This window comes from Curtobacterium sp. MCPF17_031 (assembly GCF_003234035.1).
GTDB lineage: Bacteria > Actinomycetota > Actinomycetes > Actinomycetales > Microbacteriaceae > Curtobacterium.
The window spans coordinates 189,848-210,757 of the sequence record NZ_QKSG01000007.1 but is presented as its reverse complement, the minus strand read 5'-3'; the positions used below and the strand labels follow the sequence as shown (position 1 = coordinate 210,757).

Annotated in this window: 19 protein-coding genes; 12 read left to right on the top strand and 7 right to left on the bottom strand. The window is 72.0% G+C overall.

Going from position 1 to position 20,910, the window contains the following annotated elements; all coding sequences use genetic code 11:
• The first annotated feature begins 58 nt into the window (after positions 1–58).
• The 3 genes from treS to DEJ31_RS11845 all read left to right on the top strand — a co-directional run bounded on the left by treS (position 59) and on the right by DEJ31_RS11845 (position 4,572).
• On the top strand, positions 59–2,398 hold the full coding sequence (gene treS / locus DEJ31_RS11855; RefSeq protein WP_258366279.1) for a maltose alpha-D-glucosyltransferase: 2,340 nt from the start codon (positions 59–61) through the stop codon (positions 2,396–2,398).
• 94 nt (positions 2,399–2,492) lie between these two features.
• The gene (locus DEJ31_RS11850) at positions 2,493–3,368 is read left to right on the top strand and encodes an SMP-30/gluconolactonase/LRE family protein (RefSeq protein WP_111121947.1); all 876 of its coding nucleotides are present in this window, start codon (positions 2,493–2,495) and stop codon (positions 3,366–3,368) included.
• A gap of 97 nt (positions 3,369–3,465) precedes the next feature.
• Entirely contained in the window at positions 3,466–4,572 is a 1,107-nt protein-coding gene (locus DEJ31_RS11845; RefSeq protein WP_111121946.1) for an alpha/beta fold hydrolase, read from the top strand.
• Between the two features lie 121 nt (positions 4,573–4,693).
• Here DEJ31_RS11845 and DEJ31_RS11840 read toward each other — a convergent pair whose 3' ends face one another.
• The 4 genes from DEJ31_RS11840 to DEJ31_RS11825 all read right to left on the bottom strand — a co-directional run bounded on the left by DEJ31_RS11840 (position 4,694) and on the right by DEJ31_RS11825 (position 7,368).
• Positions 4,694–5,494 (bottom strand): SDR family NAD(P)-dependent oxidoreductase, encoded by an 801-nt coding sequence (locus DEJ31_RS11840; protein WP_111121945.1) that lies wholly within the window; start codon positions 5,492–5,494, stop codon positions 4,694–4,696.
• A 13-nt stretch (positions 5,495–5,507) separates the two neighbouring features.
• Positions 5,508–6,014: a Dps family protein gene (locus DEJ31_RS11835; protein WP_110905015.1), complete on the bottom strand. Its 507-nt coding sequence runs from the start codon at positions 6,012–6,014 to the stop codon at positions 5,508–5,510.
• 108 nt (positions 6,015–6,122) lie between these two features.
• A complete protein-coding gene (locus DEJ31_RS11830) occupies positions 6,123–6,638 on the bottom strand; it encodes a MarR family winged helix-turn-helix transcriptional regulator (RefSeq protein WP_110905014.1) in 516 nt (171 codons plus the stop codon).
• Positions 6,639–6,810: 172 nt separating this feature from the next.
• Positions 6,811–7,368, bottom strand: a complete 558-nt coding sequence (locus tag DEJ31_RS11825) for an NADPH-dependent FMN reductase (RefSeq protein ID WP_111044544.1) — start codon at positions 7,366–7,368, stop codon at positions 6,811–6,813.
• A 126-nt stretch (positions 7,369–7,494) separates the two neighbouring features.
• On the opposite strand from DEJ31_RS11825, the gene DEJ31_RS11820 reads away from it, so the two are divergent.
• The 5 genes from DEJ31_RS11820 to DEJ31_RS11800 all read left to right on the top strand — a co-directional run bounded on the left by DEJ31_RS11820 (position 7,495) and on the right by DEJ31_RS11800 (position 13,973).
• Positions 7,495–9,135 (top strand): glycoside hydrolase family 13 protein, encoded by a 1,641-nt coding sequence (locus DEJ31_RS11820; RefSeq protein WP_110905012.1) that lies wholly within the window; start codon positions 7,495–7,497, stop codon positions 9,133–9,135.
• Positions 9,136–9,257: 122 nt separating this feature from the next.
• Complete coding sequence (locus DEJ31_RS11815; protein ID WP_146243146.1) at positions 9,258–11,489, top strand: DUF11 domain-containing protein; 2,232 nt, start codon at positions 9,258–9,260, stop codon at positions 11,487–11,489.
• 111 nt (positions 11,490–11,600) lie between these two features.
• Positions 11,601–12,242, top strand: a complete 642-nt coding sequence (locus DEJ31_RS11810; protein ID WP_258366276.1) for a DUF308 domain-containing protein — start codon at positions 11,601–11,603, stop codon at positions 12,240–12,242.
• The gene (locus DEJ31_RS11805; RefSeq protein WP_110905010.1) at positions 12,239–12,502 is read left to right on the top strand and encodes a hypothetical protein; all 264 of its coding nucleotides are present in this window, start codon (positions 12,239–12,241) and stop codon (positions 12,500–12,502) included. Before DEJ31_RS11810 ends, DEJ31_RS11805 begins: the two co-directional genes overlap by 4 nt.
• Positions 12,503–12,587: 85 nt before the next feature.
• Complete coding sequence (locus DEJ31_RS11800; protein WP_309146538.1) at positions 12,588–13,973, top strand: MFS transporter; 1,386 nt, start codon at positions 12,588–12,590, stop codon at positions 13,971–13,973.
• A 92-nt stretch (positions 13,974–14,065) separates the two neighbouring features.
• Here the strand turns inward: DEJ31_RS11800 and DEJ31_RS11795 are convergent, their stop codons facing one another.
• Positions 14,066–14,974, bottom strand: coding sequence for a LysR family transcriptional regulator (locus tag DEJ31_RS11795; RefSeq protein ID WP_181421697.1), 909 nt, complete (start codon positions 14,972–14,974; stop codon positions 14,066–14,068).
• 48 nt (positions 14,975–15,022) lie between these two features.
• Here DEJ31_RS11795 and DEJ31_RS11790 point away from each other — a divergent pair, with 48 nt between their 5' ends.
• Together DEJ31_RS11790 and DEJ31_RS11785 are read left to right on the top strand one after the other, a co-directional pair.
• Complete coding sequence (locus tag DEJ31_RS11790; RefSeq protein WP_110905007.1) at positions 15,023–16,282, top strand: MFS transporter; 1,260 nt, start codon at positions 15,023–15,025, stop codon at positions 16,280–16,282.
• A 139-nt stretch (positions 16,283–16,421) separates the two neighbouring features.
• On the top strand, positions 16,422–17,072 hold the full coding sequence (locus DEJ31_RS11785; protein WP_111121943.1) for a hypothetical protein: 651 nt from the start codon (positions 16,422–16,424) through the stop codon (positions 17,070–17,072).
• A gap of 108 nt (positions 17,073–17,180) precedes the next feature.
• Here the strand turns inward: DEJ31_RS11785 and DEJ31_RS11780 are convergent, their stop codons facing one another.
• Positions 17,181–18,095: a cation diffusion facilitator family transporter gene (locus DEJ31_RS11780; RefSeq protein WP_111044566.1), complete on the bottom strand. Its 915-nt coding sequence runs from the start codon at positions 18,093–18,095 to the stop codon at positions 17,181–17,183.
• A 47-nt stretch (positions 18,096–18,142) separates the two neighbouring features.
• On the opposite strand from DEJ31_RS11780, the gene DEJ31_RS11775 reads away from it, so the two are divergent.
• Together DEJ31_RS11775 and DEJ31_RS11770 are read left to right on the top strand one after the other, a co-directional pair.
• Complete coding sequence (locus DEJ31_RS11775; protein WP_110905004.1) at positions 18,143–18,814, top strand: DUF4166 domain-containing protein; 672 nt, start codon at positions 18,143–18,145, stop codon at positions 18,812–18,814.
• Between the two features lie 19 nt (positions 18,815–18,833).
• Entirely contained in the window at positions 18,834–19,817 is a 984-nt protein-coding gene (locus DEJ31_RS11770; RefSeq protein ID WP_111121942.1) for an epimerase, read from the top strand.
• On the opposite strand, the gene DEJ31_RS11765 is transcribed toward DEJ31_RS11770, so the two are convergent.
• Positions 19,789–20,850, bottom strand: coding sequence for an EamA family transporter (locus DEJ31_RS11765; RefSeq protein ID WP_258366275.1), 1,062 nt, complete (start codon positions 20,848–20,850; stop codon positions 19,789–19,791). The genes DEJ31_RS11770 and DEJ31_RS11765 overlap by 29 nt on opposite strands.
• Positions 20,851–20,910 lie beyond the last annotated feature (60 nt).

The following is a 20,910-nucleotide window of genomic DNA, read 5'->3' as shown; positions in this document are numbered from 1 at the left end:
CCACCGGTGAACCGGCGGTCGTCCCCGGCATCGCGTGACTAGCGTGGGGTCCGTGGACATGGACGACGAGGCATCCCGGATGGACGAGCGGGTCGCGGACGAGCAGATCACCGGCGACCGGCTCCCGGTGGGTGGTGTCCCGGAGCGGGGCGCCGACCAGGGCGACGACGAACCGGGCACCGAGGACACGACGTCGTCGGTTCCCGAGATCACCTACGACGAGCAGCTGTACCCGGCGCGACCCCGTCGCCTGCGGCCCCGGGTGAACCTGCGCGGCGGCAGTCTGCAGCGCCGGTTCTCCGACCCGCGCGCGGCGAACGGTGAGAACCCCGCCTACATCGAGTGGCTCGTCCGACAGTCGATGCTCAAGGACGCGGACGTCCTGAGTCGCCAGCTGTCGGGGACGCCCGCCATGTGGCGGAACCCCTACGCCCGACCGGACGCCCGGCGTGCCGTGGCGACCTCGGACGTCTGGTTCACGGCCTACCCGATCTCGCTCATCACCCGCCAAGGGGAGTCCTTCCTGACGGCGCTCGCCGACCCCGAGCTGTGGTCGGCGTTCGAGCAGATCGGCATCAACGGCGTGCACACCGGCCCGGTGAAGCGCGCCGGCGGCATCCGCGGCTGGCAGGAGACCCCCAGCGTCGACGGCCACTTCGACCGGATCGGGACGCAGATCGACCCGACCTTCGGCGACGAGGAGACGTTCCAGCGGATGACCGACGTCGCCGAGGAGCACGGCGGCAGCATCATCGACGACATCGTCCCGGGGCACACCGGCAAGGGTGCCGACTTCCGCCTGGCCGAGATGGCGTTCAAGGACTACCCCGGGATCTACCACATGGTGGAGATCCCGCCGGAGGAGTGGCACCTGCTCCCGACCGTGCCGGAGCACCGCGACTCGCTCAACCTGGACGCCGCGACCGAGTCGGCCCTCGCCGAGCGCGGCTACATCATCGGTGAGCTGCAGCGGGTGATCTTCCACCAGCCCGGGGTCAAGGAGACGAACTGGAGCGTCACGGCCCCGGTCGTCGGCGTCGACGGCACCACCCGGCGCTGGGTCTACCTGCACTACTTCAAGGAGGGGCAGCCGTCCGTCAACTGGCTCGACCCGACCTTCGCCGGCATGCGTCTGGTGATCGGTGACGCCCTGCACTCGCTCGGCGACCTGGGCACCAGCGCGCTCCGGTTGGACGCCAACGGGTTCCTGGGCGTGGAGAAGAGCGCCGAAGGTGCACCGGGCTGGTCCGAGGGACACCCGCTCTCGCACGCGGCGAACCACGTCATCGCGGGCATGGTGCGCAAGGTCGGTGGCTTCACCTTCCAGGAACTCAACCTGACGATCGAGGACATCCGTGACACCGGAGCCGTCGGCGCCGATCTGTCGTACGACTTCATCAACCGGCCGGCGTACCACCACGCCCTCGCCACGGGTGACACCGAGTTCCTCCGTCTGACCCTCCGCACCTCGCTGGAGCTCGGCGTCGAACCGGTGAGCCTCGTGCACGGTATGCAGAACCACGACGAGCTCACCTACGAGCTCGTGCACTGGGCGACCCTGCACCAAGACGACGTCTACACGTTCCACGGCGAGGAGACCACGGGTGGAGCGCTCGCCGAGCGGATCCGCGCGGACCTCACCGAGGCGCTGACCGGCGAGGCCGCGGACTACAACCTGGTGTTCACGACGAACGGCATCGCCTGCACGACGGCGTCGCTCATCGCCGCGACCCAGGGGCACACGACCCTCGACGACATCGAGGACGAGGACGTCCCGCAGATCCGCGACGCGCACCTGCTGCTCGCCGCCTTCAACGCCTGGCAGCCCGGGGTCTTCGCGATGTCCGGGTGGGACCTGCTCGGGTCGCTGACGCTCCCGCGGGAACTCGTCACCGACCTCATCGCCGAGGGCGACACCCGGTGGATCGAGCGCGGCGCACACGACCTGCTCGGCGTGGCACCGGACACCGAGCGCTCTGCGTCCGGCATGCCGCGGGCCCGCTCCCTCTACGGTCCGCTGCCGGAACAGCTCGAGCGGCGGGACTCGTTCGCGTCCCGGCTCAGCGAGCTCCTGCGGGTCCGCACCGAGTACGGCATCGCGTCGGCACGCCAGGTGGACGTCCCCGAGGTCGCGCACCGCGGGATGCTCGTGATGGTGCACGAACTCGAGTCGACGGACGAGACGGGTGAGCCGGTCGTGCAGATCACCGTGCTCAACATGACGGACACCGCGCTCGACGGGACCATCCGGTCGGAGTCGCTCCCGCACGGTGCGACGGTCCTCGACGCCACGGACCACAGCGAGCTCGGCACCGTCGACGACCTGTGCAGCTTCCCGCTGAGCATCGGCGCGTACGGCTCCCGCTTCCTGGTGCTCCGCCGCACGACCGAGCAGTGACGACGGCGCCCGCCGCCGTCCCGGTCCCGCGTGATCGGGACGGCGGCCGGTCGGCTGAACCCCGGCGGACCACGGCACCGGTAGAACGGAGGACATGACGACGAGCGCCACTGCCGGTCCTGCCACCGTGTTCTCCGACGTGCAGGTCACCCTCGCCGAGAGCATCGTGTGGGACCCCGACCAGGGGGTCGCCCGCTGGGCGGACATCCCGAACGGCACCCTCATGACCGCGGACGCGGACGGCCGGGTGCTGCGCACCGCCGAGCTCGGCCCGCCGCTGGCCTCCTTCCAGCCCAGGGCGGGCGGCGGCTTCGTCGCAGCACAGGACGACACCGTGGTGCTGACCGACGACGAGGGTCACGTCGAACGACAGCTGGCGAGCGTCGAGCACGCGAACCAGGAGATGCGCTTCAACGAGGGCAAGTGCGACCCGTTCGGACGGTTCCTGGTCGGCAGCATGGACCCGACGGACGGACCGCCCGCCGGGGTGCTGTACTCGTTCTCGCCGGACGGGTCGGTGCGGGTCCTGCGGACCGGGTTCGGCACGACCAACGGCATGGAGTGGAACGACGACGGCTCCGAGATGTACGTCACCGACACCGACACGGAGACGATCTACCGTGGCTCCTACGGCCCGGACGGTGTCCTCGGCGACCTCGTGCCGTTCATCCAGGGGTCAGCACACGACGGGCTCGTGCGCGACGACGCGGGCTGCTTCTGGGGCGCGATCTACGGCGAGTCCCGGGTCGAGCGCTACGGCCCGGACGGCACGCACCTCGAGACCGTCGAGATCCCGGCGCCGAACGTGACCTCGGTGGCGTTCGGCGGCACGGACATGTCCCTGCTGCTCGTCGGGACCGCGCGGGAGAACATGACCGAGGAGCAGCTCGCCCGGGCGCCGCACTCCGGTTCCGTCTTCGCGGTGCCGACCAGCGTGCACGGCCGTCCGGCCTTCCCGTTCGGCGGCTGAGTCCTGCCGCAGTCGACCCGGGTGCGGACCGGCATCGCGGGGACGGTCGCACGGCCGCGGTAGCCTGGGCGACCGCCAGTGACCGCGAGGAGCGCCAGTGAACGACGTGCACCACCCGGAGGGCCCCTTCCCACCCGGCGCACCCGACCCCGGCGGTGCTCCCGCCCGCACCACCGACCCGGCCCTCGAGGTCCGCGTCCACCGCGTCGCCGTGGACGGCACGCACGTTCGCGTCGGTTCCTCCGGGCAGCCCGGTGACCGTGCGTTCGTGCTCGTCGCGGGACCCGGCATCGCGGAGACCTCCCCCGAGCGGCTCGTGTCGCACCTCGACGGGAACGGCCCGGTGCACGCGCTGGACCTGCCGGGCTCCCCGGGAGTGCCGTGGTTCCGGGGAGCCGTCTCGATCGAGCGCTACGCCGATGCGGTCGAGCAGGTCATCGACCACCTCGGGTTGCACGACCCGGTGCTCATCGGCCACTCGATGGGAGCGCAGGTCGTCGTCGAGGTCGCGGCCCGTCGACCGGACGTCTCCGACGTCGTGCTCATCAGTCCGGTCCTCGAGCCGGGTTCGCGGTCGGTGTCGAAGGCCACGATCCGGTTCCTGCGGTCGGCGGTGCACGAACCATCCGCGGTCCGCTGGCACGGGGTCACCACGTCCGCGCTCGGTGGGTGGCACTGGTTCCGCACGCTGTTGCCGGCGATGATCGCCTACCCCATCGAGGAACGCGCCGCCGACGTGCAGGCACACACCCTGGTCGTCCGCGGCGAGCACGACGCGCTGGTGCCACGCTCCTGGATCAGACGCCTGGCCCGGGTGCTCCCGTACGCGGTCCTCCGAGAGGTCGTCGATGGTGGGCACTCGGTGATGCAGGCCCGGGCCGACGCGGTCGCACGGATCGTGGTCGCGCACGTCGACGGTCGTCTGCGGGACCGTGGCGTCTCGTCCCTGCAGCGTGTTCGTGACGACTCGATCGCGTCCGACCTCGACCGCCTCAGCGCGACGGACCGCTGGCTCGTGGTGCGGTCCCGCTTCCTGCAGCTCATCGGCAGGGCGGAGCGCGACGACGAGCAGCTCGGAGCGGCGGAGCAGTCGCACGTCGGCGCGACGACGGACGGAGACGGGGCGCCGGTCGTCCCCGGGGTCCGCGGGACAGTGGCCGACACGGCCCATCCCCGGCCCCGCGGCGACCGCCGCCCGTTCTGACCCGCGGGCGCACGGCAGGCCCGTCACCGGTTCCGCAGAGCCGGTCACGGGCCTCTCGTGTGAGCGTCCCGACCGACCGTCGGCGGCATGCCGACCGTCTGTCCAGGGCGCACGCGTGCGCTCAGATGGTGGCGACGGAGCCGGAGTCGACGCGGTAGTTCGAGCCGTTCACGAAGCTGGCGAGTTCGGAGCAGAGGAACGCCACCACGTTCGCGACCTCTTCCGGCTCACCACGACGCTTGAGCTCCAGGTACGGGCGCTCCTCGTCGAGGAAGCTCGAGATCGCCTCGTCGAACGACGTGCCGAGCTGCTTCGCCCGCTTGTCCATCATGGCGTCAGTCATCGGGGTGTGGATGAATGCCGGGGAGACGGTGTTCACGAGCAGCCCCTCCTTCGCGTAGGACCGCGACAGGCCCTTGGCGAACGACAGCACCCCGGCCTTCGCTGCGCAGTACGGCAACTCGTCGTCGTACGGTTGCGTGGCGTCTTCGGACACCAGGTAGACGATCCGCCCCCAACCGCCGTTCCGCAGGTCCCCGATGAACTCGCGGGTGATCCGGACCGGCCCCATCAGGTCGACGTCGAGCGTCTCCTGCCAGCCGGCCTCGTCGATCTCGTGGAACATCCCCTGGGCGCCGGTGACGCCTGAGGACTGCACCAGGATGTCGATCTCGCCGACCGCGTCCCGCACCTGCTCGTGCAACGCGGCGAGGCTCTCGGCGCTGCGGACGTCCGCAGCGAACGCGTGGAGTCTGCCGGGCGGCGCCTCGAGCTGGTCGGCGCTGGTGTCGAGTCGGCTCTGCTCGATGTCGGTGACGACCACGGTGGCACCCTCCGCCAGGAGGATGCGCGCGGTGTTCCAGCCGATGCCGGAGTCACTGCCGAAGACGAGCGCGGTCTTGCCCTGGATCCCGAGGTCCACGTGTGGCCCGGACTTACTCGTGCTCAGATGCTTCGGCCACCGCGGCGGTCGTCGCGCTCGCCAGCGGCGTCCGGGGGGCACGGTTCTCTGCACTGACCATCCAGGCGAGCTGCTCGAGGCGCTCGATGAAGCCGTGCAGCAGGTCGGCGGTCGTCGGGTCCTCGTCGTCGACCTCGTCGTGCACGTCGCGCATGGTCGCGGTGGCCTGGTAGAGGCGCAGCGTGACCAGGTCGATGGCATCGTGCGTGAGCACCTCGCCGTCGGGGAACGCGTCGAGGTGGGTGCCGGCAGCGACGGTCGCGGCACGGCCGTCCGGGACGGCGTAGAGCGCGCGCATGCGCTCTGCCATGTCGTCGGCGAACTCACGAGCCGCGTCGACGATCTCGTCGAGCTGCAGGTGGAGGTCACGGAAGTTGGTGCCGAGGATGTTCCAGTGGGCCTGCTTGCCCTGCAGGTGCAGGTCGATCAGGTCGACGAGGACCTTCTGCATGTTGGCGGCGAGCTTGTCCGATGCGTGCATGTGACGACTCCTTCTTCGCGGGACTGACCCTTCTGGTCTACGCGCTCCGCGACGACGAGTTCCCAGTGGGTGTCGAGGAACCGTGGCCCGGGCATCCCGACCGGGACGTCAGTGCGCGACGACGGGCGGGTCGACCTGGTCGACGGCGATGCGCATCTCCTCGAGGAACATCGCGACGACGCGGGCGTCGGTCGAGGACAGGTCCTCGGCGATCTGCATCATGCGGCGGTGCATGATGCCGAGCGTGGCCCGGACCTCGGCGTCGGTCTCGGTGGTCGGCACGATGATGAGCCCGCGGCGGTCGGTGGGGTGCGGCTCACGACGCACGTGCCCGCTCTTGACCAGACGGTCGACCAGGATCGTCGTCGAGGCGGACGAGATCTTGAGGTAGGCGGACAGGTCCTTCGGGCTGACCGAGCGGCCGGCGCGCTGGGCCTGCAGCAGGTGGCGGACCGCCAGCAGGTCTGTCTCGCCCATGCCCATCGAGTCACGGGTACGGCGGCGCATCGCCGTCTCGGAGGCCCGGTAGCGACGCAGTGCGTTCAACACGGCGACACCGCGCTGGGTGGCGTCGTCGTCCGGGAACCAGTAGCCGGACGGCTCCTCGATCTCCTGCGTCGTCATCCGATGATGGTAATCCGTCTGGTGACGAGGCTGCCGAACGATCTCCTGGACATGACGGACGGGAGGCTGCCCACCCGCTGGTGGGGAGCCTCCCGTCCGTCGTCGGTCGTGCTGGTCCGTGTCCTGTCCTGTCCCGTCGTGTCGGTTCGGGTCCGTCGCGACGTCGGGTGGGCTACGCGGCGACGGACTCGTCGGCGGCGTCGGCGAGCGCGGTCAGGGCGCCACGGACGAGGCCGACGACCTCTTCGTCCTCACGCGGGTGCGTCTCGGCGAAGCGGACGACGGACTGCGGGATCGCGACCTTGACGTCCTCCAGGACCTTCGCGCCCGCGATGCCGGCGGCCTTGCGGGCGTCGTCGTGGGCCCAGACGCCGCCGTACTGGCCGAACGCCGACCCGATGACCGCGAGCGGCTTGCCGGAGATCGGCGACGAGCCGAACGGACGCGAGGCCCAGTCGAGTGCGTTCTTCAGCACGGCCGGCATCGTGCCGTTGTACTCGGGGGTGACGAGCAGGAGGCCGTCGGCGGCGGCGACGGCCTGACGGAACGCGACCGCAGCGGCCGGCGGGGTGTCGCCGTCGATGTCCTCGTTGTAGAACGGCAGGTCCACGATGCCGTCGAAGACCGAGAGCTCGATGCCCTCTGGAGCGTGCTGGACGGCTGCCTCGGTGAGTTTGCGGTTGATGGATCCGGCGCGGAGGCTGCCCACGAGGGCGACGATCTGGGTCATGACGTTCCTTCTGGTCGTGATGGTTCGACCGACAACCAATCCATCCCGCGCGGGATTCCCGCGCTGACCAGGCGGGCGTGTCCGGGCCTCCCGACACGCGGAGCAGCCGTCGGTAGTGTCGGCCAGGTGACCCCGAGACGCACGCCGAGCGACACGCCCCGCACCACCGACCCGAACTGGTGGCGGCAGGCCGTCGTCTACCAGGTGTACCCGCGCAGCTTCGCCGACTCGGACGCGGACGGCATCGGGGACATCGCCGGCGTCACCAGCCGGGTGCCCTACCTGGCGGAACTCGGTGTGGACGCGCTCTGGCTCTCGCCGTTCTACCCGTCGCCCCTCGCCGACGGCGGGTACGACGTCGCCGACTACCGCGACGTCGACCCGAAGCTCGGTTCCCTCGATCAGATCGACGAGCTCATCCACGCCGCCCACGAGCACGACCTGCGCGTGATCGTCGACCTCGTGCCGAACCACACCTCGGACCAGCACGAGTGGTTCCGTGCCGCGCTCGCCGCGGCGCCCGGTTCCCCGGAACGGGCGCGCTACGTCTTCCGCGAGGGTGCCGGGACGGACGGCGAGCAGCCGCCGAGCGACTGGGTGTCCAACTTCGGCGGCAGCGCCTGGACCCGGGTCCCTGACGGACAGTGGTACCTGCACCTGTTCGCGCCGGAACAGCCCGACCTGGACTGGTCCAACCCCGAGGTCCACCAGGACTTCGAGCACACCCTGCGCTTCTGGTCCGACCGCGGGGTCGACGGATTCCGCGTGGACGTCGCGCACGGGCTCGCGAAGGACCTGTCGGAGCCGTACCGCCCGTCGAACGAACAGCAGCTGCCGCTCGACGGCTCAGACCCGCTGTACGACCGCGACGAGGTGCACGAGATCTTCGCCGCCTGGCGGAAGGTGCTCAACAGCTACTCGCCGCCCCGTGCCGCGATCGCCGAGGCCTGGGCGCCGGCGCCCCGCCGCGTCCTGTACGCCCGGCCGACCGAGCTCGGGCAGGCGTTCAACTTCGACCTCCTCGAGGCGCCGTTCGACGCGACCGAGTTCCGCACGCTCATCGCGCAGAACCTGGACGGAGCGCAGACCTCCGGGGGCTCGAGCACGTGGGTGCTCTCGAACCACGACGTCGTGCGGCACGCCACCCGGTACGGGCTGCCCGACGGTACGGACACCGACGAGTGGCTGATGACGGACGGGCAGACGCCGCCACTCGACCGTGACGGGGGACTCCGACGCGCGCGGGCTGCGACCCTCCTCGTCCTCGCGCTGCCCGGGTCGTCCTACGTGTACCAGGGCGAGGAACTCGGCCTGCACGAGGCGCCCGCGATCCCGCACGACCAGCTGCAGGACCCGAAGTGGCCCCGGACCGGGCACACCGTCAAGGGCCGGGACGGCTGCCGGGTGCCGATCCCCTGGACCGAGACCGGACCCTCGTTCGGCTTCGGTGACGCCGCACCGCACCTGCCGCAGCCGTCGGACTTCGGCGCCTCGAGCGTCGAGGCCGAGGACCGGGTGCCCGGTTCGACGCTGTCCTTCTACCGGGAGGCGCTGTCTGCCCGTCGGCGCCTGCAGCAGGGCGAGGAGCTCGAGTGGATCGAGACGTCGTCGCCCGAGGTCGTCGCGTTCGCGCGGCACGACGGGTGGCGGTCGTACACGAACTTCGGCGCCGAGCCGGTGCCGATGCCCGAGGGCGCCGTCGTGGTGACGTCCGCGCCGCTCACCGACGGCGAGCTCCCCGGGCACACCACCGTCTGGCTGGCGTAGTCGCGGGAGGGCCGCCCACCACCTGACCAGCTCCTCCTGCACAGCAGCCAGGCTCGCAGCGTCGCTCCACAGGTCGTCGACCAGGCCCCTGGGGGAGATCGCCGCGGCGCCACGATCGTGGCATGACACATGACACGAAGCGCACCGGTCCACCTCCGTTCCCCGCACCTCCGGACGTCCGGCCAGGGCTCCGTCGCCGGGCTGCTCGACGGGGGCTGCGGCGCTGGGCAGCCGGGGCGGCGGTCGCCGTCGCCATGGGCGCGGCGACCCCGCTCGGCGTCAGCGGGACCGCCGCGGCGGACGACCTCACCTTCCCGTTCTCGACCGGGTTCGCCACCGCGGACGGCGGCACGCTGAGCGGTGACGCCCACATCGTCGACGGTCGACTCCGCCTGACGGACGCCGTCTTCAACGCTGCGGGTGCCTGGGCGATGGACGACTCGTTCCCGTCCGACCGTGGACTCGACATCGAGTTCGACTACGCGATGTACACCGAGGACGCGCAGGGGGCGGACGGCCTGCTCCTGTCCCTGGCCGACGGCTCCGTGCCACCGGGTGTCGGCGCCTACGGTGCCGCCCTCGGGTACTCCTGCCGGGCCGCGGACACCCAGGGACAGTCGACCTGCACGTTGCCCGGTCTGCCGGGCGCGTTCGCGGCCGTGGCCCTCGACCAGTACGGCAACTTCTCGCTGCCGTTCAACGACAGCGGCCCCGGTCGCACCCCCGACACCGTGACGATCCGGGGTTCCGGTGACGGCACGACCGGGTACCGCTTCGTCCAGCACGCCGTGATCGACGGCGGGGTGGCGACCGGTTCCCGCGTCCCGCGGAAGGTGCGTGTCGTCCTGCAGCCCGAGGACGACGGCCTGACCCTCACCGTCCGGCTGTCCTTCCCGGGCGGTGCCGACCGCACCGTACTCGACCACGTGCAGTTGCAGGGCCCGGGCCAGGCGCCGCTCCCGGAGACCCTCCGGCTGGGTTTCACCGCGGCCACCGGGTCGTTCCGGAGCGTGCACGAGATCGACGCGCTCCGTGTGGCCCAGCCCGCCGACCTCCGTGTCGAGCACGACATGCCGCCGGTCGTCGCCGGGGACCGTGTCCGGTACACCGTCACGGCGTCGAACGTCGGGGTGAACGCATCCGACCCGAGCCCGGTGACGGTGGACGTCCCCGACCAGCTCCGTGACGTCACGTGGACCTGCAGCGTGCCCGGCCCCTCGACCTGCCGCGACGCGTCGGGGAGCGGGGACGTCTCGACCGCGGTCGGACTCACCCCCGGTGCCGCGGCGACGTTCACGATCGAGGGGCGACTCGACCCCGGGGCCTCCGGTCAGATCGCGAGCACGGCGACGATCGACACCGCTCCCGGGTTGTCCGACACGAACCCGTCGGACAACACCTCGCGGGCTGCGGCGCCCGTTGCCACGATCGCCCAGGTGTCGACCGACAAGAGCGTGACCCCGGGACAGGTCGAGCCGGGTGACGAGCTCGAGTACACCGTGACCGCACGCAACGACGGCCCGTCGACCGCGCGCGACGTGGGGGCCGTCGACGACCTGCCGGCGCAGCTGACGTTCGTCGGTCCGGGTGGCTCGGGTGGTGCGTGCACGGCTGCGGGGCAGCGGGTGACGTGCACCGGTGGCGGGGACCTGGCTCCGGGACAGGAGCACGCCTTCCAGTTCCGGGCGCGGCTCGACCCGCAGTACTCCGGAGACGGTTCCGACGTGGTGAACGTGGCCACCGGGACTTCCCCGACCGACCCGGACGGTGGCGAGGAGTCGCCGGAGGTGCCGATTCAGGTCGTCGACCCGGACGAGCCGGGTGAGCCAGATGGGCCGGGTGACCCGGACGGGCCGGGAGAGCCTGACGGGCCGGGTGACCCGGACGGGCCCGGTGAGCCGGACGGGCCCGGCGACCCGGACGGGCCGGGCGACCCGGACGGCCCCGGCGGGACCGGAGGGCCGGACGCGACAGCGACGCCGGGCACCGGCGGGCTGCCGGGCGCGGTCTCCGGACCGGGCGGGCCGAGCGCCTCGACCCCGGCGGGCACCGAGCCGGGGGACGCAGCACCGCCACGGGCGGGCGCGCTGGCCTACACGGGAGTGCAGGGACTGGCGCTCGTGGGGCTGACCGGGCTCCTGCTCACGACCGCCGGGGTCATCGTGTGGGTGCTCCGCCGCCGCCGGACCCATGACGGAGCGGAGTCCACCGAGTCGTGGCAGGTCACCGAGCAGAGCGCCGAGACGGGCCGGTGCGCGCAGACGGACCAGTGCACGCAGGCGGGACAGTGCGCAGGCCGGTGCTCTGGATCGGGCCTGTTCTCCGAGTTGGCCCAGCAGGCCGGACGGGGGTAGGGCGCCGGCGGGGTGGGTGCACCGCCCACCCCGCCGCGGTCCCGCCGGACAGGTGCCCACATCGACGGCGGTAGGATCGACCGTACGAACCGACAGCCCGAGAGAGGTCCCGTGTCCCACTCCGTGGACGACGCCGCGCAGCGAGCACGGTACTGGCCGGTCCCGGTCCTCCGGGCCGTTCCGGCAGCCGTGATCGCGATGGTGATCACGTTCTCCCCGAACCACTCGGCCGGCTTCGGCCTGGTGCTGTTCGGTGTCTTCGCCCTCGTGGACGGCGCGGTGCTCGCCTGGGGCAGCGCGTCCCGACTCCCCGGGGACGACCGCTCACGACGCTCGGGTCTCGCGCAGGCTGCGCTCTCGGTCGTGGCCGGTGTCGCGGCGCTCGCGTGCAACGGCCTCGGACTGCCGGCGTTCATCACCCTGGTCGTGGCGTTCGCCGTCCTGACCGGCGCACTCGAACTGTCACAGGGTCTGCGGGCCCGTCGGCGCTCGCCGTTCGCCCGCGACTGGACGACGGTCGGCGGCCTCACGCTGTTGCTCGCGATCGCGTTCCTGCTGACGCCGCCGGACTACTCGCAGCAGCTCGGCGGGGTGGAGCGGGTGACCGGCACCCTCGACGCGTCGATCGTCCTGGTCGGTCTCCTCGGCGCCTACCTCGCCATCGCGGCGGTCTTCCACCTGATCGCCGGCCTCTCGCACAAGTGGGGAACGGCTGCCCCGGCGGTCGCCCCGGACGGAGCACCACACGCATGAGCACCCCCACCCGCCGCGACCGTCTGCGTCCCGCCGAGCTCCTCGGGATGTCCGCCGTGATCGCGGTCGTCGTCGGGCTCGTCGTGCTGATGTCGACGCGTGAACCCACGCTGTCCTTGATCTTCTTCGGCGTGAGCTTCGTCGTCGTGGTCGTCGTCATGGCCATGCTCCAGCTGACCTCGACCACCGACCAGGACGACAACGACATGCTCGGCGGCCACAACACCCCCGGACGAGGAGACGACGACGGCTTCCACTGAGTCCACGACCCGACGAACCACGTCGGGATCGCACCGGCCCGAGCAGGGTGATCCGCGCCTCCCGGCTCGCTACCGGCACCGGTACCTGATCCTCGCGGTCTGCTGCATGAGCCTGTTCATCGTGTCGATGGACGCCACCGTGGTGAACGTCGCACTGCCGTCCATCGGCCGCGAACTCCACAGCACGATCTCCGGCCTGCAGTGGACCATCGACGCCTACACGCTCGTCCTCGCCAGCCTGCTGCTGCTCTCCGGTTCGACGGCGGACCGCATCGGCCGGCGCACGACGTTCCAGGTCGGGCTCGCGCTCTTCACGGCCGGGTCGCTGCTGTGCTCGCTCGCCCCGAGTGTCGGCTGGCTCGTCGTCTTCCGCATGGTCCAGGCGGTCGGCGGGTCGATGATGAACCCGGTCGCGATGAGCATCATCACGGCGACCTTCGACGACGCGAAGGAGCGAGCCCGCGCCGTCGGCGTCTGGGGTGCGGTCGTCGGTGTCTCGATGGGCGTCGGACCGCTGGTCGGCGGCGCGCTGACGGACACCGTGGGGTGGCGGGCGATCTTCCTCATCAACGTCCCGATCGGGATCGCCGCGGTCGTGCTGACGTTCCTCTTCGTCCCGGAGTCGCGTTCGCCGAAGCCGCGGAAGCTCGACCCGCTCGGGCAGGGCATCGTCATCGTGCTGCTCGCGAGCCTGGTCGGCGGTCTCATCGAGGGTCCGCGCCTGGGCTGGGCATCGCCCGGCGCGCTCGGACTCTTCGTCCTCGCGGCCGCGGCGCTGGTCGCCCTCGTGGTCGTCGAGGGGCGCACCGCCGAGCCGCTGATCGACCTCCGGTTCTTCCGGAGCATCCCGTTCTCCTCCGCCGTCGGCACCGCACTCGTGGCGTTCGGTGCGAACGGGGCGTTCCTGTTCCTCAGCGCGCTCTACCTCCAGGAGGTCCGGGGGATGACCCCGTTCGAGGCGGGCCTCTGGACGCTTCCCTCCGCCCTGATGACGATGCTCGTGTCGCCGATCTCCGGCCGGCTCATCGGCACCGTCGGTACGAGGGTGCCGCTCGTCCTCGCCGGCATCGGGATCGCCGGTGCCGGTGCGGTCCTGACGACCGTGCAGGCGTCGACGCCGATGTGGGTCCTCGTGGCGGCGTTCGTGCTGTTCGGCTTCGGGTTCGGCATGGTGAACGCACCCATCACGAACACCGCGGTGTCGGGGATGCCCCGCGCTCAGTCCGGTTCCGCTGCCGCCGTCGCCTCGACCAGCCGGCAGACCGGGGTGTCGCTCGGAGTCGCCCTCGCCGGGACGGTCACGGGAGCCAGCGCGGTCGCGACGGTCGGGTCCGGGTTCGCGGTGGCCACGCACCCGATGTGGTGGATCGTCGTCGGGATCGGCGCGGCGATCGTCCTCGTGGGCTTCCTGTCGACCACGGCGGCCGCACGACGGTCCGTCGAGAGCATCGCGCCGCTGCTCCGCGGCTGACGCACGGGCGGCGGTCCCGCTCGGTGCGGCCACCCGGCGCTGGGACGCCACCGCCCGGGACGTCCGTGCCCGGGACTTCCGTGCCCGCGACGTCAGCGCCGCGCTGCGACGATCGCCCGGGCCAGCGCCTGCGTCGCCCGGTTGGGCTCCGGGACGCTGCGCATCGCGAGTCCGATCCGGAGCGGCTCGACCTCGTCCTCGAGCTCCAGCACGGCACCGTCGTGGCGGACGCCCGAGTCCGGGACGACGCCCACGCCGATGCCCGCCGACGCGAAGCGCACCACCGCGGGCATGTCGTTCATCTCGGCGACCACCCGGCGCCGGATGCCGAGCCGGTCGAGTACACCGTCCAGGATCATCCGGTTGGCGAATCCGTGCGCGGTGTCCACGAAGGACTCGTCAGCCAGCTCCGCCAGCGACACCGAGGAGCGACCGGCGAGCGGGTGGTCGGCGGCGACGAACACCCGGAACGGCATCTCGCGCAGGGGTTCGACGACGACGCCGGACGGGGTCGTCGGCAGGCCGGTGTACGCGAGGTCCAGCCGTCCCGCGACCAGGTCCTGCACGAGCCCCGTGGTCCCGCTCGGTGAGGTCATGAGCTCGACGGCGACCAGCGGATGGCGCTGCCGGAAGCCGCGCAGGACGCCGGTCAGGTCGACGACGTCCATGCTCGTGAAGATCCCCAACCGGACCCGGCCGCGGAGTTCGGCGTCGGACACCGCGGCGACGTCGCGCATCCGGTCGAGCGACTCGAGGACGGCGCGGGCATGGGGCAGCAGGTCCTCGCCGGTGGCGGTCAGGACGAGGCGTCGGCCGCCGCGTTCGAAGAGCCGCACTCCGAGCGTCCGTTCCAGGCTCGCGATGCCGGCCGACACGGTCGACTGTGCAGCCCAGAGCCGTTCGGCCGCACGGGTGACGCTGCCCTCGGCCGCGACGTTGAGGAACTGTTCGAGCAGGCGGGTCTCCATGCCACCATCATCGATGATCTCGATGGCGCACATCAAGATGATCCGTTTGACCCGATGAACGGGCCGCGCGAGCATCGGAGCATGTCAACCGTCATCGAACCTCCGGCGACCGGCTCACCGGCCACCGCTCCGGCCCCTCGCGGCCGTCTTGCGCACACCCGCCGGCGCCACGGCTACGGCTTCTGGGCCGTCGCCTTCGCGTTCACATCGGTGATGGCCTTCGCGACCGTCCCCGCGCCGCTCTACGTCATCTACCAGGCACGAGACGGCTTCCCGACCTTCACCACGACCGTCGTCTTCGCCGCCTACGGGCTCGGTGTGGTCGGGTCCCTGTGGCTCGCCGGGCACCTCAGCGACGTGCACGGTCGTCGCCCGCTCATCCTCGTCTCGATCGCGCTGGAACTCGTCGCCGCGGTCCTGTTCCTGGTCTGGAACGACGTGACGGGTCTGATCGTCGCGCGACTCGTCACCGGTCTCGGCGTCGGGACACTCACCGCCACGGCGACCGCGCACCTCGGGGAACTCAAGGTCCGGGCGACCGGTGACGAGTCCTCCGCGAAGGGCGCGAGCGTCGCAGCTGGCGTGGTGAACCTCGGCGGACTCTCCCTCGGCGCACTCATCGGCGGCGCGCTGGCCGAGTTCGTCGGACGGCCGCTGATGGTCCCGTACGTGGTGTTCGTCGTGGCACTCGTGATCGCGTTCGTGGTCGTCCTCGCCGTCCCGGAGACCGTCGACCGTCCGACCGAGCCCGTGCCGTACCACCCGCAGCCGCTGCGGGCACCCGAGGGCCAGGGCGCCGCGTTCTGGGCCGCCGGCACCGGTGCCTTCGCCGCGCTCGCCGTGCAGGGGCTCTTCACGTCGGTCGCGCCGACGTTCCTCGGCACCACCTTCCACGTGACCGACCGGCTGGCCGCCGGCGCGACGACCTTCGGCGTCTTCGCCGCGAGTGCCCTGTCCCAGGTGGTGTTCGCGAAGCTCCCGCAGCGCACCCAGATCCGTCTCGGCGTCGTCCTGCTGGTCGGCGGGCTCGCCGTCCTCGCGGTGTCCGCGGTGGTCCTCCAGGTCGCCGGCTTCATCGGTGGTGGCGTCGTCGCGGGTGCCGGCGTCGGCCTCCTCTTCCGCGCCTCCATCGGCAGCGCCGGTGCCCTCGTCGGCCCGGAGGAGCGCGGCGGGGTCCTCGCGGCCACCTTCCTCATCGCCTACGCCGGGCTCACCGTGCCGGTCGTCGCGGTCGGCGCCGCGCTGCTCGTACTGCCCACCCTGCCGGTGCTCATCGGGTACGTGGTGCTCGTCGCGGCGCTCGCGGTCTTCGCCGGAGCCCGACTGGCCGCACGCGCCTGACCGGCACGCGCCTCCCGGCCGAGACGGGCCTGTCTGCGAGAGACGCCGCGGACTCGGCGAGACGCCGCCGGATCCAGCGGCGTCTCGGGCATGCGGCCCTCCGGCCGGGAGGCCCGCACCCCTCCGGCATACTGGCCGCATGCCCGCCCAGCGCTCTCGTTCCGCCCTGACCGGCATCGCCGCTGTGGTCGCCGCCGTCGTCGTGATCGGCGGCTTCGCGCTGACGAACGCCCGTGAGGGTGACGACGCCGTCCTCTCCGCGGCTCCCTCGGCAACGGCGACCGCTCCGGCCGGCCAGGGCGCCGACACCGGCAGCACCGACACCGGCAGCACCGAGACCAGCAGCGACAGCAGCGTCGCGGTCATCACCCGCAGCGGCCCGGACCTGCCCGGCACCGCGGTCCTCGACCGGTGCGCGTCGGACGGCCGCGCCTCGGTCGCGCGGTACGACACGGCCGCACTCGGCGAGGTCGTGCTGCAGTGCGGCACCTCGGCGCAGGGCTACGAGCACATCCGCGTCCGGCACACCCGCGACTGGCAGGACGTCCTGGCGGGGCACACCACGCAGCGGGACTGGGACGACGCCATGCTCACGGCGGTGCGGGCGGCGCTGACGAATCCGCAGAAGGGGCTTCCCGTCGACGCCGGGGACGGCAAGGTCTGTTACGCCGCACCCGTCCGCTTCGACGACGGCAGCACGCCCAGCCCGGACGGGTTCGTCAAGGTGATCGTCTCGGCGACCACCGAGCGGGTGATCACCGCGTACCCGACGCGCGACTCCGACTGCTGACCGGCTGGCGCCGGCCGGCCACCACGCCGAGACGATCGTCGGCATCGGCATCGGCATCGGCATCGGCATCGGCACCGGTACCGGTACCGGCATCGGCACCGGCACCGGTCAGGCGTGCACCTCGTGTTCGTGCCGCTGGTGCGAAGCGGGCTCGAGCTGGAACGTGGAGTGCTCGACCGGCACGTCGAAGTGCTCGGCGACGCACTGCTGCAGCTCGTCGAGGATCGCCGGCGCGTGCGCGGTCGTGAAGCAGTGGTCGTCCACCACGACGTGCGCGGTGAGGTTCGGGACGCCCGTCGACACCAGCGTGGCGTGCAGGTCGTGCACCGCGATGACGTGGTCGAGCTCCAGGATGTGTCCGCGGACGGCGTCCAGGTCCAGGCCACGCGGGGTCGCCTCGAGCAGCACGTCGGCGGTCTCGCGCAGGAGCTTCACGGCCCGGGGCAGGATGAGCACGCCGATGAGCAGTGCGGCGACGGAATCGGCTCGCTGCCACCCGGTCAGGAACAGCACGACGGCCGCGACGATGACGGCGACGGACCCGAGGGTGTCGTTGAGGACCTCGAGCCGAGCGGCCCGCGAGGTGAAGCCCTCACCGGATGCCCGGACCAGCACCGCGAACGCGACGAGGTTGCCGATGAGCCCCACGAAGCCGAAGACCAGCAGCGGTCCGGCATCGATCTCCTCCGGGACGAACAACCGTCGCACCGCCGAGATCACGACGTAGACGCCGACGGCGAGCAGGATCGCCGCCTGGGCCGTCGCGCCGAGGACCTCGGCGCGCTGGTACCCCCAGGTGCGCCGTGCGGTCGGGATGCGCCGGGCGAGCCGGGTGGCGACGAGGCCGATCCCGAGCCCACCGGTGTCGACGACCATGTGCCCGGCGTCGACGAGCAGTGCGAGCGACCCGGTGACGACCGCGCCGACGACCTCGGCCAGCAGGATGCTCGCCGAGATGCAGAACGCGATCAGCAGCGCACGCTCGGACGCGTGTCCGTGCGTGTGGCCGTGCTCGTGTCCCATGTCGCCCATCGTAGGAGCCGCCTCCGACGGCGTGCCAGGATCGGAGCGTGACCGGGTCGCCGTACCAACTGAGCGCGCCCGACGACGGCCTCGCGGCGCTCCACCCGCGGCTCCGCACCTACTTCGGGGCGGTTCCGCCCGGACACGTCGGCCGCGGCACCGGCGTCTTCTCCGTCGTCGGCACCCCGAGGCGCTGGCTCTGGCCGCTCCTGGCCGCCTTCGCGCGGGACGGGGTGATGTTCCCGGTGTGGGAGCACGACGTCCCGTTCACGGTCGAGAACCGCCCGGTCCAGGTGCGTCGCGGACGGCCGGGAACGGACCCCGGCCGGGAGGCGCGCCCAGCGGTCCGCGCGCACCGCACCTTCCACTTCGCGAACGGTGACCGCACCATGGTCGACGCGATCACGGCGGAGCCGGAGGGACTCGTCGACCACCTCGGCCACCGCGGCCGGGTGAGCGCGCTGCTGGCGGTCGAGGTCCCCGTGGCCGGACCCGACGCGGGGGCGCTCCGCCTGGTCTCCACCCGCGTGACCGTGCATGCGCTGGGTCGGGAGTGGAGCCTCCCGGTCGTCATCGCGCCGCGGGTGGAGCTGACGGAACGATTCGATGACGATGCGGACGAGCAGCGCGTGTCCCTGACGCTCTCCGCGCCGGTGATCGGCACGCTGTACCGGTACGAGGGGGCGTTCCGGTACGCCGTCGTGCCCGACGACGTGTGACCGGAGCCGGGAGGACAGCATGGACGAGCAGCAGCAACAGCGGCGTGTGGTGGTGGCGGGGGCGAGTGGTTTCGTCGGCCGGCACCTGCAGGACGCGTTCCGCGCCGAGGGGTACCAGGTCGTCACCGTCGGCAGGACCGGTGACGCGGTGTGGGGCAACACCCTGCGGATCCGCGAACTCGTGGACGGTGCCGACCTCGTCGTGAACATGGCGGGCAAGAGCGTCAACTGCCGGTACGGGCGCCGGAACCGAGCGGAGATCATGCGCTCCCGCGTCGACACCACGCTCGAACTCGCCGAGGCGATCCGGTCGGCCGAGCACCCGCCGCCGCTGTGGCTGAACGCCTCGACTGCGACGATCTACCGACACGCCGACGACCGGCCGCAGGACGAGGCGACCGGTGAACTCGGCGAGGGGTTCTCGGTCTCCGTCGCCCGCGCGTGGGAGGACGCACTCTTCGCGACGGACCTGCCCGGGACACGGCGTGTGGCGCTCCGGATGGCGATCGTGTTCGGCGACGGCAGTGCGTTGCTGCCGCTCCTGCGGTTGGCGCAGGTCGGACTCGGCGGTCCCCAGTACGACGGGCCGTGGTTCCCGACCCGAGCACGCCTGGCCGCGGGGACCTACCACCACGACCGGCACACCCACGGGCGGCAGCGCTTCAGCTGGGTGCACATCGACGACGTCCTCGGTGCGATCCGGTTCATCCGCGACCATGAGGACATCGACGGACCGGTGAACGTCACCAGCCCGGAGCCGTCCGACAACCGCACCGTGATGGCGACCCTGCGCGACGCCGTCGGGCGCCGCTTCGGCCTGCCGACCTGGCGGTGGATGCTCGAGCTCGGGTCGTTCGCCATCCGCACCGAGACCGAGCTCGTGCTGAAGAGCCGGTGGGTGGTACCGACGCGGCTGACCGAGGCCGGCTACGTGTTCCGCTACCCGCACCTGCACGGCGCGCTCGCCGGGATCATCACGGAACGGCGTCAGCACCGGGGCTGAGCTCGGCGGCCGGGGGCTGCTGCCCGCGGGACGCCGGTGTCGGCGCCGACGCCGACGTCCACGGTCGAGACGCCGGCGTCTGTGCAGGACGCCCCGGTGTGCTCGAGACGCCGCCGGATCCCGCGGCGTCTCGGACGCCCGGCGGCGTCTCGCGACCGGCAGCGCCGGCCCGCGGCGGCCGCGACGACCACAGCACCGCGCCCACGACCACCGCGCCCGCGAGCACCTCGACCAGGTCCGGGACCTCGCCGAACGCCGCCCACGATGCCAGCACCCCGACGACCGGCACCAGCATCGAGAACGGCGCGACCGTGCTCGACGGGTACCTGCCCATCAGCCGCGACCAGATGCCGTAGCCGACGACGCTCGCCGCCAGCACGATGTAGAGGACCGCGAGGTCCGCGGGTACGGCGGCGGCGGTGAACGCGGTGCCGAGCGCCTGCCCGATCCGGTCCGGCCCCTCGACCAGGAACGACAGGACGGCCATCGGGATCGGCGGCACCACGGCCCACCAGAGGGTGAGGTGCAGCGGGTTCACCGGGCCGGCCTTCCGGGTCGCGACGTTGCCGATCGCCCAGCCGAGGGCGCCGCAGAGCACGAGCACGACGGGCAGCAGTGCCGCGGTCTGGGCACGGTGCAGGGCGATCACGGCGAGGGCGGCCACGGCGATGCTGACCCCGACCACCTGCCGGGCGCTCAGCCGTTCGCGGAGCAGCACCCCGGCGAGCAGCACGGTGAACGGTGCCGAGGCCTGCACGACGAGCGACGCCAACCCCGAGGGCATGCCGGCCGCCATGCCGAGGTAGAGGAACGCGAACTGCAGCACGCCGAGCGTCGCGCCGACCAGGACGATCCACCGGAACGGGATCGGCGGCCGCGGCACGAACAGCAGCGTCGGGACGGCGAGCAGCGTGAACCGGAGTGCGGCGAGCAGGAACGGCGGGTAGTGCTCGAGGGCGATCGCCGTGGCGGGGAAGTTCAGCCCCCACGCGACGGCGACGACGAGGGCCAGGATGCGGTCGCGGAGCAGCACCGGACGATCGTCCCGCACCGGACGCGGTAGCACCAGCGAACGTTCCGACACTGTCGTTGT

Bases quoted from the DNA above. Each gene is read 5' to 3' on its own strand.
- treS (WP_258366279.1), top strand. From the start codon at position 59: ATGGACGACGAGGCATCCCGGATGGACGAGCGGGTCGCGGACGAGCAG.
- DEJ31_RS11850 (WP_111121947.1), top strand. From the start codon at position 2,493: ATGACGACGAGCGCCACTGCCGGTCCTGCCACCGTGTTCTCCGACGTG.
- DEJ31_RS11835 (WP_110905015.1), bottom strand. From the start codon at position 6,014: ATGCACGCATCGGACAAGCTCGCCGCCAACATGCAGAAGGTCCTCGTC.
- DEJ31_RS11830 (WP_110905014.1), bottom strand. From the start codon at position 6,638: ATGACGACGCAGGAGATCGAGGAGCCGTCCGGCTACTGGTTCCCGGAC.
- DEJ31_RS11825 (WP_111044544.1), bottom strand. From the start codon at position 7,368: ATGACCCAGATCGTCGCCCTCGTGGGCAGCCTCCGCGCCGGATCCATC.
- DEJ31_RS11815 (WP_146243146.1), top strand. From the start codon at position 9,258: ATGACACATGACACGAAGCGCACCGGTCCACCTCCGTTCCCCGCACCT.
- DEJ31_RS11805 (WP_110905010.1), top strand. From the start codon at position 12,239: ATGAGCACCCCCACCCGCCGCGACCGTCTGCGTCCCGCCGAGCTCCTC.
- DEJ31_RS11795 (WP_181421697.1), bottom strand. From the start codon at position 14,974: ATGTGCGCCATCGAGATCATCGATGATGGTGGCATGGAGACCCGCCTG.
- DEJ31_RS11790 (WP_110905007.1), top strand. From the start codon at position 15,023: ATGTCAACCGTCATCGAACCTCCGGCGACCGGCTCACCGGCCACCGCT.
- DEJ31_RS11785 (WP_111121943.1), top strand. From the start codon at position 16,422: ATGCCCGCCCAGCGCTCTCGTTCCGCCCTGACCGGCATCGCCGCTGTG.
- DEJ31_RS11780 (WP_111044566.1), bottom strand. From the start codon at position 18,095: ATGGGACACGAGCACGGCCACACGCACGGACACGCGTCCGAGCGTGCG.
- DEJ31_RS11770 (WP_111121942.1), top strand. From the start codon at position 18,834: ATGGACGAGCAGCAGCAACAGCGGCGTGTGGTGGTGGCGGGGGCGAGT.